Source organism: Namhaeicola litoreus (genome assembly GCF_042679565.1).
In the GTDB taxonomy this organism is placed as follows: Bacteria; Bacteroidota; Bacteroidia; order Flavobacteriales; family Flavobacteriaceae; genus Namhaeicola; species Namhaeicola litoreus.
The window spans coordinates 1-14,182 of record NZ_JBHTMY010000001.1 but is presented as its reverse complement, the minus strand read 5'-3'; the positions used below and the strand labels follow the sequence as shown (position 1 = coordinate 14,182).

General features: G+C 36.0%; 12 protein-coding genes. 4 read left to right on the top strand and 8 right to left on the bottom strand.

Annotated elements, in window-relative coordinates; translation table 11 throughout:
- Positions 1-14 precede the first annotated feature (14 nt).
- The 3 genes from ACFQ39_RS00060 to pheS are packed head-to-tail and all read right to left on the bottom strand — an operon-like array spanning position 15 to position 2,672.
- Positions 15-1,190: an AIR synthase related protein gene (locus ACFQ39_RS00060; protein ID WP_377175175.1), complete on the bottom strand. Its 1,176-nt coding sequence runs from the start codon at positions 1,188-1,190 to the stop codon at positions 15-17.
- Entirely contained in the window at positions 1,190-1,648 is a 459-nt protein-coding gene (locus tag ACFQ39_RS00055; RefSeq protein WP_377175173.1) for a retropepsin-like aspartic protease, read from the bottom strand. Before ACFQ39_RS00055 ends, ACFQ39_RS00060 begins: the two co-directional genes overlap by 1 nt.
- Before the next feature lie 4 nt (positions 1,649-1,652).
- Positions 1,653-2,672: a phenylalanine--tRNA ligase subunit alpha gene (gene pheS, locus ACFQ39_RS00050; protein WP_377175172.1), complete on the bottom strand. Its 1,020-nt coding sequence runs from the start codon at positions 2,670-2,672 to the stop codon at positions 1,653-1,655.
- 205 nt (positions 2,673-2,877) lie between these two features.
- On the opposite strand from pheS, the gene gdhA (ACFQ39_RS00045) reads away from it, so the two are divergent.
- The 3 genes from gdhA (ACFQ39_RS00045) to gdhA (ACFQ39_RS00035) all read left to right on the top strand — a co-directional run bounded on the left by gdhA (ACFQ39_RS00045) (position 2,878) and on the right by gdhA (ACFQ39_RS00035) (position 8,761).
- Positions 2,878-4,221: an NADP-specific glutamate dehydrogenase gene (gene gdhA, locus ACFQ39_RS00045; RefSeq protein ID WP_377175170.1), complete on the top strand. Its 1,344-nt coding sequence runs from the start codon at positions 2,878-2,880 to the stop codon at positions 4,219-4,221.
- Positions 4,222-4,330: 109 nt separating this feature from the next.
- A complete protein-coding gene (locus ACFQ39_RS00040; protein ID WP_377175168.1) occupies positions 4,331-7,363 on the top strand; it encodes a PEP/pyruvate-binding domain-containing protein in 3,033 nt (1,010 codons plus the stop codon).
- Between the two features lie 60 nt (positions 7,364-7,423).
- Positions 7,424-8,761: an NADP-specific glutamate dehydrogenase gene (gene gdhA / locus ACFQ39_RS00035; RefSeq protein WP_377175167.1), complete on the top strand. Its 1,338-nt coding sequence runs from the start codon at positions 7,424-7,426 to the stop codon at positions 8,759-8,761.
- Between the two features lie 48 nt (positions 8,762-8,809).
- On the opposite strand, the gene ACFQ39_RS00030 is transcribed toward gdhA (ACFQ39_RS00035), so the two are convergent.
- Positions 8,810-9,229, bottom strand: a complete 420-nt coding sequence (locus ACFQ39_RS00030) for a c-type cytochrome (RefSeq protein WP_377175165.1) — start codon at positions 9,227-9,229, stop codon at positions 8,810-8,812.
- A gap of 145 nt (positions 9,230-9,374) precedes the next feature.
- On the opposite strand from ACFQ39_RS00030, the gene prfA reads away from it, so the two are divergent.
- Positions 9,375-10,451 carry a peptide chain release factor 1 gene (gene prfA, locus ACFQ39_RS00025; RefSeq protein ID WP_377175164.1) on the top strand — a complete coding sequence of 359 codons (1,077 nt, stop codon included), beginning with the start codon at positions 9,375-9,377 and terminating at the stop codon, positions 10,449-10,451.
- 110 nt (positions 10,452-10,561) lie between these two features.
- On the opposite strand, the gene rplT is transcribed toward prfA, so the two are convergent.
- The 4 genes from rplT to thrS all read right to left on the bottom strand — a co-directional run bounded on the left by rplT (position 10,562) and on the right by thrS (position 13,775).
- Entirely contained in the window at positions 10,562-10,906 is a 345-nt protein-coding gene (gene rplT, locus ACFQ39_RS00020) for a 50S ribosomal protein L20 (RefSeq protein WP_377175162.1), read from the bottom strand.
- A 99-nt stretch (positions 10,907-11,005) separates the two neighbouring features.
- Positions 11,006-11,203, bottom strand: coding sequence for a 50S ribosomal protein L35 (gene rpmI / locus ACFQ39_RS00015; RefSeq protein ID WP_377175160.1), 198 nt, complete (start codon positions 11,201-11,203; stop codon positions 11,006-11,008).
- A gap of 34 nt (positions 11,204-11,237) precedes the next feature.
- The gene (gene infC, locus ACFQ39_RS00010) at positions 11,238-11,795 is read right to left on the bottom strand and encodes a translation initiation factor IF-3 (RefSeq protein ID WP_377175861.1); all 558 of its coding nucleotides are present in this window, start codon (positions 11,793-11,795) and stop codon (positions 11,238-11,240) included.
- A 39-nt stretch (positions 11,796-11,834) separates the two neighbouring features.
- Positions 11,835-13,775 carry a threonine--tRNA ligase gene (thrS, locus tag ACFQ39_RS00005; protein ID WP_377175158.1) on the bottom strand — a complete coding sequence of 647 codons (1,941 nt, stop codon included), beginning with the start codon at positions 13,773-13,775 and terminating at the stop codon, positions 11,835-11,837.
- Positions 13,776-14,182: the final 407 nt, after the last annotated feature.

Below are 14,182 nucleotides of genomic sequence, written 5' to 3'. Positions count from 1 at the left end.
GTTACATGCACGAATCAGAAATACTCAAAAGTACCAAATTCACTCTTGATCGTCAACCTCTTTTGGTTAGAACTTTCTACCCTTCCTACAATTTTTGCATCGACATGAAAAGATTTAGATATATCAATGATTTCCTGAGCCAAAGACGCAGGTAAATAAATTTCCATACGATGACCACAATTAAATACCTGGTACATCTCTTTCCAGTCTGTATTTGATTGTGCTTGAATTAGCCTGAACAATGGGGGTACCTCAAATAAATTATCTTTAACAACATGTAGATTGTTTACAAAGTGTAAGATTTTAGTTTGTGCACCACCACTGCAATGCACCATTCCATGTATTGATTTTCTGTGTTTTTCCAGTATTTTTTTGATTATTGGGGCATAAGTTCTAGTTGGAGAAAGTACCAATTTTCCTGCATCTAAATCAGTTCCAGGTACTGGGTCTGTTAATTTCATGGATCCGGAATAGATCAAATCCTGAGGTACCTGGTTGTCAAAACTTTCGGGATATTTGGCAGCCAAACCTTTTTCGAAAACATCATGTCGGGCACTTGTAAGTCCGTTACTACCCATGCCACCGTTGTAATCTGTTTCATAGATGGCTTTACCAAAAGAGGCCAAGCCAACAATGACATCGCCTGCCTGAATATTAGCATTATCGATCACATCTTCTCTTTTCATTCTAGCGGTTACCGTAGAATCTACAATGATGGTCCGCACTAGGTCTCCTACATCAGCTGTTTCACCACCAGTGGCATGAATAACAAATCCGTGCTGTTTTAATTCATCGATCAATTCCTCAGTTCCGTTAATAATGGCAGATAAAACTTCGCCTGGAATTAAGTTTTTATTTCTACCAATAGTCGAAGAAAGTAGGATGTTTTCGGTTGCACCAACACATAATAGATCATCTATATTCATGATGAGTGCATCCTGGGCAATTCCTTTCCAAACTGAAAGATCGCCTGTTTCTTTCCAATACATATAAGCCAAAGATGATTTTGTTCCCGCACCATCGGCGTGCATCACCAAACAATAAGCTTCATCCTGGGTTAAATAATCTGGTATAATTTTGCAAAAAGCCTGAGGAAAAAGACCTTTGTCTATATTTTTAATGGCATTGTGAACGTCTTCTTTTTGCGCAGAAACGCCTCTTAAATTATAGCGATTTTCTTTTTGGCTCATCACTTGTTTTTTTCTGTTTTGTTCTTTAAATATAGATATTTTTTGTCGTAATCTATGATCGCTTTTCCTTTGAAAAGGATGTCGGCACCAATAATTCCAGTCACCGGATCAGCATTTTGACTTATCAGCGCTTCATTGATGTGACTTAGATCAATCAAGACCAAATTTACTTTAGGCTGTTTGTATTTACCAATTTGAACAACATTGTTTTTAGCCAGTTTTGTCTCTAAATTAGTTGAGCCCGCACCACTGGCTTTTTGATCTGTCGGCTCAGCGTCTAACGAAAGATTTTCGATCATGTCAAATCCCACACAAGAGTTTGATGCGCCGGTGTCTAAAATAAAGTTACCTTTCACTTTATTGACTTTGGCCTTGATCTCAAAATGATTCGTATTGATCTTTTTGAGTTTGATTTTTTGGTAACCTTGTTTTGAAAGAAAATCGGTTAGTTTCGTCATCTATTTAAATTACTGATTTGAATTGATCGATAAAACGAAGGTCGTTTTCATAAAACATTCTGATATCAGGAATCTGATAAAGTAACATCGCAATACGTTCTATTCCCATTCCAAAGGCATAGCCGCTATATTTTTCAGGATCGATATTGACGTTTTTCAAAACATTCGGATCTACCATACCACAGCCCATTATTTCGAGCCATCCAGTACCTTTGGTGATTTTATAATCAGTTTCTGTTTGCAATCCCCAATAAATATCAACTTCTGCGCTCGGTTCTGTAAAGGGAAAATAGGATGGTCTTAACCTAATTCGCGACTTACCAAACATTTCTTTGGTAAAGTAAATAAGGGTTTGTTTTAAATCTGCAAACGAAACATCCGTATCGATATACAATCCTTCTACCTGATGGAAAATACAATGGGCTCTTGCAGAAATATCTTCATTTCTAAAAACCCTTCCAGGAGAGATCGTCCTTATAGGAGGTTGGTTGTTTTCCATGAATCTAACCTGAACAGAAGAGGTGTGTGTCCTCAGCAATATGTCTGGATCCTGTTCGATAAAAAAGGTATCCTGCATATCTCTTGCCGGATGGTATTCTGGCAAATTAAGCGCTGTAAAATTATGCCAATCATCTTCTATTTCAGGACCTTCAGAAACAGTAAAGCCAATTCTTGAAAAAACGTCAAGTATTTGGTTTTTTACAATAGATATTGGATGTCGCGCTCCAATATCAATAGGTTCAGCCGGCCTCGTAAAATCAGTGTTACTTTTGGTTTTTACTTTACTGCTTTCTAATATTCCTTTTTGAGAATTTAGCGTGTCATTGGCTAGTTGACGCAATTGATTTAATTCCTGACCTATTTCCTTTTTTAAGGAATTGTCTACAGCCTTAAAATCTCCAAAAAGTGATTTTAAGATTCCTTTACTTCCTAAAAATTTAATTCTGAACGCTTCTAATTCATCTGCGTTTTTTGCGTTAAACGCCTGAATTTCTTGTGTTAATAACTGAATTTTCTCCTTCATTGATCTTTGAGAGATTAAAAAAGGCAAATTTACATTTTTTTGATTTATCAGGGGGCTGGAAAATCAATTTTGATATGCAATCACATACGCATTTAATTTAAAAATAAATCGATAAAATTGAAATGGGAATGAGAAGTCATATTGTTAATTTGATTATTTTTGTTTGTTCAAATTATTAAATTACAAATAGATTAAGCTAAATATTATGAAATCAAAAATAAAAGCCTTTATGGATGAGGTGATTGAGCGAAATGGTCATGAGCCGGAGTTCATTCAAGCTGTTCAAGAAGTGGCAGAAACTGTCATCCCTTATATCGCAAAACAAGAAATTTATAACGGAAAGAATATATTATTACGCATGGTAGAACCAGAAAGAGCCATAACATTTCGTGTGGCCTGGGTGGATGATACTGGCGAAATACAAGTAAACCGAGGGTATAGGATTCAAATGAATTCTGCCATCGGTCCTTATAAAGGAGGACTTAGATTTCATCCAACCGTTAATATGAGTATTTTAAAATTTTTGGCCTTTGAGCAAGTTTTTAAAAATAGTTTGACAACCCTGCCAATGGGTGGAGGAAAGGGAGGCTCAGATTTTGATCCAAAGGGTAAATCGGATGGTGAAGTGATGCGTTTCTGTCAAAGCTTTATGTCAGAATTATATAGACATATTGGTCCGAATACGGACGTACCTGCCGGAGATATTGGTGTTGGAGGAAGAGAAATTGGGTTTCTTTATGGTACCTATAAAAGATTGAGAAATGAGTTCACCGGCGTACTAACAGGAAAAGGTTTGTCTTGGGGAGGTTCTTTAATAAGACCCGAAGCTACTGGTTATGGTGCAGTTTATTTTGCGAAAAATATGCTAGAAACCCAAGGCAAAGATTTAAAAGGGAAAACTGTATTGGTGTCAGGATCTGGAAATGTCGCGCAATATGCTACAGAAAAAGCAACTCAATTAGGGGCTAAAGTAATTACCTTATCAGATTCTTCGGGCTATATTTTAGACGAGGAAGGAATTGATGCAACGAAATTAGCGTATGTAATGGATTTGAAAAATGTGAAAAGAGGTAGAATTAGTGAGTACGTAAAAAAATATCCCAAGTCTAAATATTTTGAAGGAAAAACCCCATGGCACGAAAAATGTGATCTCGCTTTTCCTTGTGCTACTCAAAACGAACTCAATGGTGAAGATGCTAAATCATTAATTTCAAATGGCTGTATTTGTGTAAGTGAAGGAGCAAATATGCCCTCAACCCCAGATGCAATTGCTGCATTTCATAAAGCAAAAATTCTTTTTGCTCCCGGGAAAGCTTCTAATGCAGGTGGAGTAGCCACTTCAGGTTTAGAAATGAGTCAGAATTCCTTAAGGTTAAATTGGACGAGGGAGGAAGTAGATTCAAAACTGCAAAAGATTATGAGTGATATTCATGAGTCATGTATTAAATTTGGTACCCAGAAAGATGGTTACGTAGATTATGTAAAAGGTGCCAACATAGCTGGTTTTGTCAAAGTTGCAGATGCCATGCTTGCACATGGAGTTGTATAATGTTGCCATCGCAAAAAGAAAAAAGGGTTGAATTTTCGACCCTTTTTTTCAATTAGAATGACAGTATTTCCGCAATATTGAATAACTTCCGAAATCAATTTCCGAGCAAATGAAAAGAAAACCGCTTCCCGATCTTAAAACGTATGAGTTTGAAGAAGTCGCTTTCAATGAACTTATGCGAGATAGAATCAATAAGGTGTTGATCGTTTGTTCAAACTACGATTTTTATATGCTCGAGGAAGATGGACGAATTGATGAAAGAATTTTCAATGAGTACACCGATCTCAACTTGAGATTTCCTCCAAGTTTTCTTCATGCCAATTCTGCTGCTCAAGCCATAAAATTGATGCGTTCAGATAAGATTGACTTGGTTATTACCTGGCTCGATATTGGAAAATACAACGCATTCGAAACCTCAAAACAAATCAAAGAAGCATTTCCACAAGTGCATATCGCGGCGATTAGTCACTATTCTTCGGAACTGAGAAAAAAAGTATTAAATGCCCAAACAGGAATTATTGATGCTGTTTTTCACTGGAGTGGCAATGTTGAGATTTTTTTAGCGATCATTAAATTGGCGGAAGATAGAATGAATGCAGAACGAGATATCAACGAGATTGGAGTAAAAGCTATTTTGTTGGTAGAAGATTCGATCAGGTTTTATTCGCGGTATCTACCCTTAATTTACAAAATCATTTTGAAACAGACCCGCTCATTCATGTCGGAAGGTTTAAATGAGCACAGAACCATGATGTTGATGCGCGGCCGTCCTAAAATTCTCTTAGCTACTAATTTCGAGGAGGGAATAGCTCTTTTCGAAAAGTATAAACACAATTTATTGGGAGTTATTTCTGATGTAAATTATTTTAAAGGCGGGAAAAGAGATTCTAAGGCAGGATTTGAATTGCTCAAATACGTGCGGAGTATAGAACGCTATTTTCCATTTCTTATTCAGTCATCTGATATTGAAAATGAAAAAATGGCTTTAGAATTAAAAGGTAAATTCTTACACAAACATTCTGAAACTGTAGGTAGTGAGATCAAAGATTATATTACCAAGTATTTTTCTTTTGGTGCATTTGAGTTTTGGGACCCTGTACAAATGAAAGTTTTGGCAACGGTAACAGATTTAAATGAATTTCAAAAAGCATTAACTTTTGTTTCCAACGATTCGATTGTATATCATTCAAAAAGAAGCGAATACAGTAAGTGGTTGCAATCTAGAGCCCTGTTTTCATTGGCAAATTTATTCAGCAATGTAGAATATGAAGATTTTGATGATGTAGATCAAATACGTGACTTTTTGATCGATGGGATTAAAGCTTATCGAGTTTTTAGGTCCAGAGGTGTCATAGCTAAATTTGATAAAAACAGGTATGATGAATATCTCGGATTTGCAAGAATTGGAGAAGGCGCATTAGGAGGAAAGGGTAGAGGTCTGGCTTTTATTAACACTTTTCTCAAAAGACATAAATTATATAATAAGTTTGAAGATGTTATTATTTCCATTCCAAGAACAGTGGTCGTTAGTACGGAGGTTTTTGATGAATTTATGGAAAAGCATGATTTGATCAATTTTGTTGCAAATTCAAATGATGACGAGGAGATCTTGAAAATGTTTGTTTCAAAACCATTACCTAATTGGGTTTTAGAAGATATCCGCGTTTTTCTGAATGTTACGAAATCGCCATTGGCTATACGTTCTTCCAGTGTTTTGGAAGATTCGCACTACCAACCCTTTGCAGGTGTTTTTGCCACTTATATGATTCCTAATACTAGGAAAGATAAAATGTTGGAAATGGTTTCAAATGCCATCAAATCGGTCATGGCATCTGCTTTTTATCAAGACAGTAAGGCTTATTTAAAAGCTACCTCGCATACCATAGAAGAGGATAAAATGGCTGTCATCTTACAGGAAATAACAGGAAAACAATATAAAGATGTTTATTATCCAAACGTATCAGGGGTAGCAAGATCCATTAATTTTTACCCTATTGGAAATGAACTTCCTGAAGAGGGTATTTGTAACATTGCACTAGGTCTCGGAGAGATTATTGTAGGTGGTGGACAAACCTTAAGGTTTTCTCCCTATCATCCAAAACAAGTTCTGCAACTGTCCTCGCCCGGCACAACCATGAGAGAAACACAGCAATATTTTTATGGATTAGACATGGATCCTAATAGCTATGTGACATCGACTTCAGAAGCTATCAATAAAAAGAAAATAAATATCAGAAATGCTGAAGATCAATCTTCTTTTAAGTTTGTAGCATCTACCTATGACCTGCAAAATAATGTCATAAGACCAGGTGTATTGCATGATGGTTTTAGGGTCATTACCTTTGACAATATTCTGAAATACAACACTTTTCCACTGCCTGAGATTCTCCAAGATCTTTTGAAAATTGGCCAGGCAGAAATGAGTAACCCTATAGAAATTGAGTTTGCGATCAAATTAGATGTTCCTGAAGGGCAACCAAAAGAATTTAGTTTTCTACAAATTAGACCCATCGTTGAAACTTATGATGGAACCGTGGGTAGATTAGGAGAAGTGCAAGAAAGTGATACGATTGTTTATTCAAATTCGGCTTTGGGTAATGGTAGATATGAGCACATCTACGATTTTGTTTATGTTAAACCAGAAACTTTTCAAAGTGCGAAAACAAGAGAAATTGCGAAGGCTGTGGAAGAGATCAACAAGAAATTTACAGAATCAAATGATGATTTTGTACTTTGTGGTCCCGGAAGATGGGGTTCGAGTGATCCATGGTTAGGTATTCCGGTGATTTGGCCTCAAATTTCTTCTGCTAAGATCATTATAGAGGCTGGACTGAATAATTTCAGAATAGACCCTAGTCAGGGTACACATTTTTTCCAAAATCTAACATCATTTAAGGTAGGTTATTTAACCGTTAATCCCTTTGTAGATGATGGATTTTTAGATATTGATTATTTAAATAGCCAGGAGGCCGTATTTGAAAATCAGTTTTTAAGACACATAAGATTTAATGAACCACTGAATATTATCATTGAAGGTAAATCAAATAAAGCGGCAATTTTTAAAGAAGGATATAAAGCAAATTTACTTCATAGTCAGGATGAAATGTCACTTGATGATTTGCCGCCCGAAGGCTTTATGTAGCGGTATAACTTGATTCAAAAAAAGAAAAAATTAAATAAAACGATTTTTAAAATTACAGATATGAATGTAAAAGAAATATTGAATAATTTGGAGACTAGGCATCCTGGTGAGCATGAATATCTTCAAGCGGTGAGAGAGGTACTAGAATCAATCGAAGAAATCTATAATCAGAATCCGCAATACGAAGCTGCAAAGATTATTGAACGTTTGGTAGAGCCCGATCGAATTTACACTTTCCGGATTTCTTGGATGGATGATGCAGGGAATGTGCAGGTCAATTTGGGCTATCGTGTACAATTTAATAATGCGATTGGTCCTTATAAGGGTGGAATACGTTTACACCCAAGTGTTAATTTGAGCATTTTAAAGTTCCTTGGTTTTGAACAAATATTTAAAAATGCCCTAACCACCTTGCCGATGGGAGGAGGAAAAGGTGGATCCGATTTCAATCCTAAAGGAAAGTCAGACAACGAAATTATGCGCTTTTGTCAGGCATTTATGTTAGAATTATGGAGAGTTATTGGTCCGAATACAGATGTTCCTGCCGGTGATATTGGAACTGGCGGACGAGAAATTGGTTTTATGTATGGCATGTACAAAAAACTTCAATTTGAAAATTCCGGTGTGTTTACGGGTAAAGGTCTCAATTGGGGAGGAAGTTTGATCAGGCCGGAGGCTACTGGATTTGGCGCCACCTATTTTACCAAGGAAATGCTGGATACAAAAAATGACAGTTTTAAAGGCAAGATTGTTACTGTTTCTGGTTTTGGAAATGTTGCTTGGGGAGTGGCACTAAAAGTAACTGAATTAGGAGGAAAAGTAGTTACTATTTCTGGTCCCGACGGATATATTTATGACGAAAAGGGATTAGATGCAGACAAGATAAATTACCTATTGAGTTTAAGGGCTTCAAACAATGATATTGTTTCTCCTTATGCAGAAGTTTTTCCAGAAGCTAAATTTTATGCAGATAGAAAACCCTGGGAAGTGCCTTGTGATATAGCTATGCCAAGTGCAATACAAAATGAACTGGATGAAGAGGATGCAAAAATATTGATTGCAAATGGGGTTAAATATATAGTAGAAGTATCTAATATGGGTTGTACCCCGGAGGCCATAGAGCTTTTCCATCAAAATAAATTACCTTTTGCACCGGGTAAAGCAGCTAATGCCGGTGGTGTTGGAGTGTCTGGTTTGGAAATGTCGCAAAATGCCATGAAGATGAATTGGACCAAAGAAGAAGTTGATGCAAAATTACACCAGATTATGTCTTCTATTCACAGTGCCTGTTCGAAGTATGGTACAGACCACGAGGGTTATATTGATTATGTGAAAGGTGCCAACATTGCAGGATTTATTAAAGTGGCAGATGCCATGTTGGATTTGGGAGTTGTATAAATAAAAAAAGGCCTTTAAGGCCTTTTTTTATTTTAATCAATTTTCAGATTATTTTTTGCTTCTCATATAAGCGGCTAGGGCTTGAAGTTCCTCAGCAGATAAATCTTTTACAAATCCGTCTAAGTTTGCCTTCATAATGGCTACTTGTCCTGGATCGGTATCCACAATAGGTTCAGCATTTCCTTTTAAAAACTGAACGATATTACCATTTTTTTCGTCATAAATTCTAACAATATCTTTAATTGATGGACCCACAACTTTGGTGTCAATTTGATGGCAAGAAACACAAGTTTTTTCAGTAAACAATCTTTCTCCCATTACTAATTGATCTTCAGCCTTAACAGGTTCGCTTTTCACTTCGGTTTGTACTTCAGGCTTCATTTCTGGTTCTGCCGTTTTTTCTTTTTTGTCTCCACAACTTACAATAAACAAAGAGGCTAAAAGGGCTGAAAAATAAAATTTTCTCATGATGATAGGTTTTAATTTAGTATTTGAAACAAAGTTAAAGAATAAATAGATGATTTTAACAAAGATTATGCGATATTTTTAGCAAAGGTTTAGCAGAAGAAAACTCTAAAAAATAATGTAAATTTGCAGTCCTTAAAGAAAGAAAATGTTAGAGAAAATTAGGTTAGTGAAGCAGCGTTTTGATGAGATCTCAGATTTGATCATACAACCTGATGTGATATCAGACCAAGATCGCTATATCAAATTGACCAGAGAATATAAAGACCTCGAAGAGATCGTTGAAAAGGGTAACGAGTATATTGCCGTTGTTCAGAATATAGAGGAAGCCAAAGAAATTATTGCAGATGGATCTGATCCCGAAATGACGGAAATGGCAAAAATGGAATTAGACGAAGGTCAATCTAAGATTCCTTTGTTGGAAGATGAGTTGAGATTCATGCTCATCCCCAAAGATCCGCAAGATGCAAAAAATGTTATTGTAGAAATTAGAGCGGGTACCGGAGGAGATGAAGCGAGTATTTTTGCAGGAGATTTATTCCGAATGTACCAAAAGTTTGCTGCGGAAAAAGGATGGAAAGTCGAGGTTGAAGATCTGAATGAAGGGACAGCTGGAGGTTTTAAAGAAATTATTTTTAGTTTATCCGGTGATAATGTATACGGCACCATGAAATTTGAATCTGGTGTACACAGAGTACAGCGCGTTCCTCAGACAGAAACACAAGGAAGAGTACATACTTCGGCGGCTACCGTAATGGTGTTGCCAGAGGCAGAAGAATTTGATATCGACCTAAAAATGAGTGATATTAGGATTGATTATTTTTGTGCATCAGGTCCCGGAGGTCAGTCGGTAAACACTACCTATTCAGCAGTGAGATTAACACACGTGCCAACGGGCATAGTGGCTCAATGCCAAGACCAGAAATCACAGCACAAGAATAAAGAAAAGGCGCTAAAAGTGCTGAGGTCTAGATTGTATGAGCAGGAATTGCAAAAGAAACTAGATGAAGACGCGGCACAAAGAAAAACACTGGTGTCAAGCGGAGATAGGTCTGCGAAAATCAGGACCTATAACTATCCTCAGGGTAGAGTAACGGAACATAGAATTGGACTAACCATCTATGACCTGAGTAGTGTGATCAATGGTGATTTAACTAAAATTATTGAAGAATTGAAATTGGCTGAGAATGCTGAAAAAATCAAAGCTACAGGAGATTCAATTTAATCCGAATAGAATTATTTGAGTCAAGAATCTCAATACCAAAATAAGTCATAAAATAAAAGCCGAATCAATTTGATTCGGCTTTATTTATATAAGCAAGAAATTGTTTTTATTTATTTTACTTTTTCTACAATGGCTTTGAAAGCTTCTGGGTTATTCATCGCTAAATCAGCAAGAACTTTTCTATTCAAGTCTATGTTGTTAGCTTTTAATTTACCCATCAATTGTGAATAAGAAATTCCGTTCAAACGTGCACCCGCATTGATACGTTGAATCCATAATCCACGAAAGTTTCTCTTTTTGTTTTTTCTATCGCGGTATGAATAAGATAATGCTTTTTCAACTGCATTTTTAGCAACTGTATAAACATTTTTACGACGACCAAAGTACCCTTTGGCTTGTTTTAAAATCTTTTTTCTTCTAGCTCTTTTAGCTACTGAATTTACTGATCTTGGCATAATTTTAATTTTTTTTGTGTCAGGCAGTCCTGAATAATCGAGAACATTTTTTTGGGCACTAACACAGGGTTAATATGAATTACCGAATAAACTTTTAGTTTATTTCAACGTTAATTGTTCTTTGATACTGTTTACATCAGTTGGATGAACCAATGTAGCATGCGTCAATTTTAATTTACGTTTTTTGCTTTTCTTAGTCAAAATATGACTCTTGTAAGCATGTTTTCTCTTAATTTTTCCAGTTCCTGTCAACTTGAAGCGTTTCTTGGCACTAGATTTTGTTTTCAATTTAGGCATCTTCTCTCGGTTTATAATTCTTGCTTATAATACTTTATTTCTTTTTCTTCGGTGCCATGAGCATCGTCATTCTTTTACCTTCTAATTTAGGCATTTGCTCAACAGTTCCATAATCTTCCAGATCTTGAGCCAATTTGAGCAAAAGAATCTGACCTTGATCTTTGTAGACGATAGATCTTCCTTTAAAGAAAACAAACGCTTTTAATTTTGCTCCACTCTCGAGGAATTTCATAGCGTGTTTCTTTTTAAAGTCATAATCGTGGTCGTCTGTATTAGGACCAAATCTAATTTCTTTAACAACTACTTTTGTTGTTTTAGCTTTTAAAACTTTCTCCCGTTTTTTCTGCTCATAAAGAAATTTCTTGTAATCGATCACTTTGCAAACAGGAGGAGACGCATTTGGAGAAATTTCTACCAAATCCAACTCTTGTTCCAAGGCAATCGCTTTCGCTTGTGCAATAGGATAAACGCCAACTTCAACGTTTTCTCCAACCAAACGTACTTCAGGAACACGAATTTTGTCATTGATTCTGTGCTTGTCCTCTTTTTCTACTCTAAAGGTTCTGTTACCTCTACCTCTGTATACTGCGATATCTTTATAATTTTATTTCGATTAAATCGAATGGTTAATTCAAAATTGTTTTAGGGTTTTGTCAATTTCGTCCTGAACAATTTTTGCAAATTGTTCAACAGAGAAAGTGCCTAGGTCTCCTTCACCATGCTTCCTTACAGAAACCGTACCCTCATTTGCCTCATTTTCTCCAATGATCAACATAAAAGGTATCTTACTCATTTCGGCATCCCTGATTTTTCTGCCTACCTTTTCGTTCCTATTATCTACGAGGGCGCGAATTTCGTAATTTTCCAACAAATTTAAAACTTTTTCGCTATAATTTTGATATTTCTCACTGATAGGTAAAATAATAGCTTGCTCAGGCATTAACCATAATGGGAAATTACCACCTGTATGCTCTATCAGAATAGCGATAAATCTTTCCATTGAGCCAAATGGTGCTCTATGAATCATGACGGGTCTGTGTAATTGATTATCAGCACCTTTGTAGGTGAGGTCAAACCTTTCAGGAAGGTTGTAATCCACTTGAATTGTGCCTAGTTGCCATGATCTTCCTAAAACATCCTTTACCATAAAGTCCAGTTTCGGACCATAAAAAGCGGCTTCACCATATTCAATAACAGTTTCCATGCCTTGTTCTTTTGTCGCTTCAATGATGGCTCGTTCTGCCTTTTCCCAATTCTCGTCGCTTCCAATATACTTTTCTTTGTTATTTGGATCTCTCAAAGAAATTTGAGCGGTAAAGTTTTCGAATCCTAAAGAATTAAAAACATACAATACTAGGTTGATCACTTCCTGAAATTCCTGAATTAACTGCTCTGGGGTACAAAAAATATGGGCGTCGTCTTGTGTGAAACCCCGAACTCTTGTCAAACCATGTAATTCTCCACTCTGTTCATACCTATAGACAGTGCCAAACTCTGCAAATCTTTTCGGTAAATCTTTGTAGGAATAGGGTTTGTTGTTATAAATTTCACAATGGTGTGGGCAGTTCATTGGCTTTAACAAGAACTCCTCTTCATCTTTAGGCGTATGAATAGGTTGAAAACTATCAGCTCCATATTTTGCATAATGACCAGAAGTGACATAGAGTTCTTTTTGACCAATATGGGGTGTAATGACCATTTCATAACCCGCTTTTTTCTGTGCTTTTTTCAAGAAATTCTCTAATCTTTCTCTAAGGGCAGCACCTTTTGGAAGCCATAGGGGTAAACCTTGCCCAACCTTATTAGAAAAGGCGAAAAGTTCTAGTTCTTTTCCGAGCTTTCTGTGGTCCCTTTTTTTAGCCTCTTCTAAAAGAGCCAGGTATTCAGTTAATTCTTTTTGTTTAGGAAATGTGATGCCGTATACTCTGGTAAGCTGTTTGTTTTTTTCGTCACCTCTCCAGTAAGCTCCGGCAACACTCAGTATTTTAGCAGCTTTGATAAACCCAGTATTCGGTATATGCCCGCCCCTGCATAGGTCTGTAAAATCGCTATGATCACAGAAAGTGATGTCTCCATCCTCTAAATTCTCAATTAATTCTACTTTAAAAACATTATTATTTGTTCTATAATAGGAAAGCGCATCGGCTTTCGAGACAGATCGCATTTCAAACTCAAACTTTTGTCTCGCAAACTCGAGCATTTTATCTTCAATTTTTTTGAAATCAGCCTCAGAAATAGATTCCTCTTCAAAATCCACATCGTAGTAAAAACCGTTTTCAATGGCTGGACCAATAGTCAATTTTGCATTAGGATAGAAAAATAGAATCGACTGGGCTAATATGTGTGCAGAAGAATGCCAAAAAGCTTTTTTACCTTCCAGATCATTCCATGTATATAAAGTGAGTGAACCGTCCTCTTTCAAAGGCGTTTTGGTTTCAATTGTTGAGCCGTTAAATTGAGCCGAAAGCACATTTCTGGCCAAACCTTCACTAATATTTTTTGCCACATCCATGGCAGTCGAATTTTTTTCGAACTGTTTTACGCTACCGTCAGGTAAAGTTATATTGATCATTTTTCTAATTTAAGGCTGCAAAGATATTACTTTTTGAAAATTTAAGTTGATGGAGTAAAAAAATAAACTACACCTTAATATATATACTAATTCTGTCAAATTCTGAAGTTTGTAATGAAATGTTAAATTGTAAATTATTTCAAAGCCGAATATTCAGGTAATCAATAGGATATGAAATTTATCAAAATAATGGTCAAAAAAAGTTTGGATTGCAATTATATTTAGTTGTACATTTGCACCCGCTAAAAAACGGTAAATACTGTTTATTTGGTTGAGTGTTTAAGTTCTGTAGTTTATTGAATTATTTGGGTAAGGATTACGAGGAATTAGTTTTGAAAAAAAAATAATTTTTTTCTTGCCGGAATAAAAAACTATTGTACATTTGCACCCGCTTAGCTGAGGAAGTA

Coding starts and splice junctions, on each gene's coding strand:
- rplT (WP_377175162.1), bottom strand. CDS start 10,906: ATGCCAAGATCAGTAAATTCAGTAGCTAAAAGAGCTAGAAGAAAAAAG.
- ACFQ39_RS00060 (WP_377175175.1), bottom strand. CDS start 1,190: ATGAGCCAAAAAGAAAATCGCTATAATTTAAGAGGCGTTTCTGCGCAA.
- gdhA (WP_377175167.1), top strand. CDS start 7,424: ATGAATGTAAAAGAAATATTGAATAATTTGGAGACTAGGCATCCTGGT.
- ACFQ39_RS00055 (WP_377175173.1), bottom strand. CDS start 1,648: ATGACGAAACTAACCGATTTTCTTTCAAAACAAGGTTACCAAAAAATC.
- rpmI (WP_377175160.1), bottom strand. CDS start 11,203: ATGCCTAAATTGAAAACAAAATCTAGTGCCAAGAAACGCTTCAAGTTG.
- ACFQ39_RS00040 (WP_377175168.1), top strand. CDS start 4,331: ATGAAAAGAAAACCGCTTCCCGATCTTAAAACGTATGAGTTTGAAGAA.
- prfA (WP_377175164.1), top strand. CDS start 9,375: ATGTTAGAGAAAATTAGGTTAGTGAAGCAGCGTTTTGATGAGATCTCA.
- thrS (WP_377175158.1), bottom strand. CDS start 13,775: ATGATCAATATAACTTTACCTGACGGTAGCGTAAAACAGTTCGAAAAA.
- ACFQ39_RS00030 (WP_377175165.1), bottom strand. CDS start 9,229: ATGAGAAAATTTTATTTTTCAGCCCTTTTAGCCTCTTTGTTTATTGTA.
- pheS (WP_377175172.1), bottom strand. CDS start 2,672: ATGAAGGAGAAAATTCAGTTATTAACACAAGAAATTCAGGCGTTTAAC.
- gdhA (WP_377175170.1), top strand. CDS start 2,878: ATGAAATCAAAAATAAAAGCCTTTATGGATGAGGTGATTGAGCGAAAT.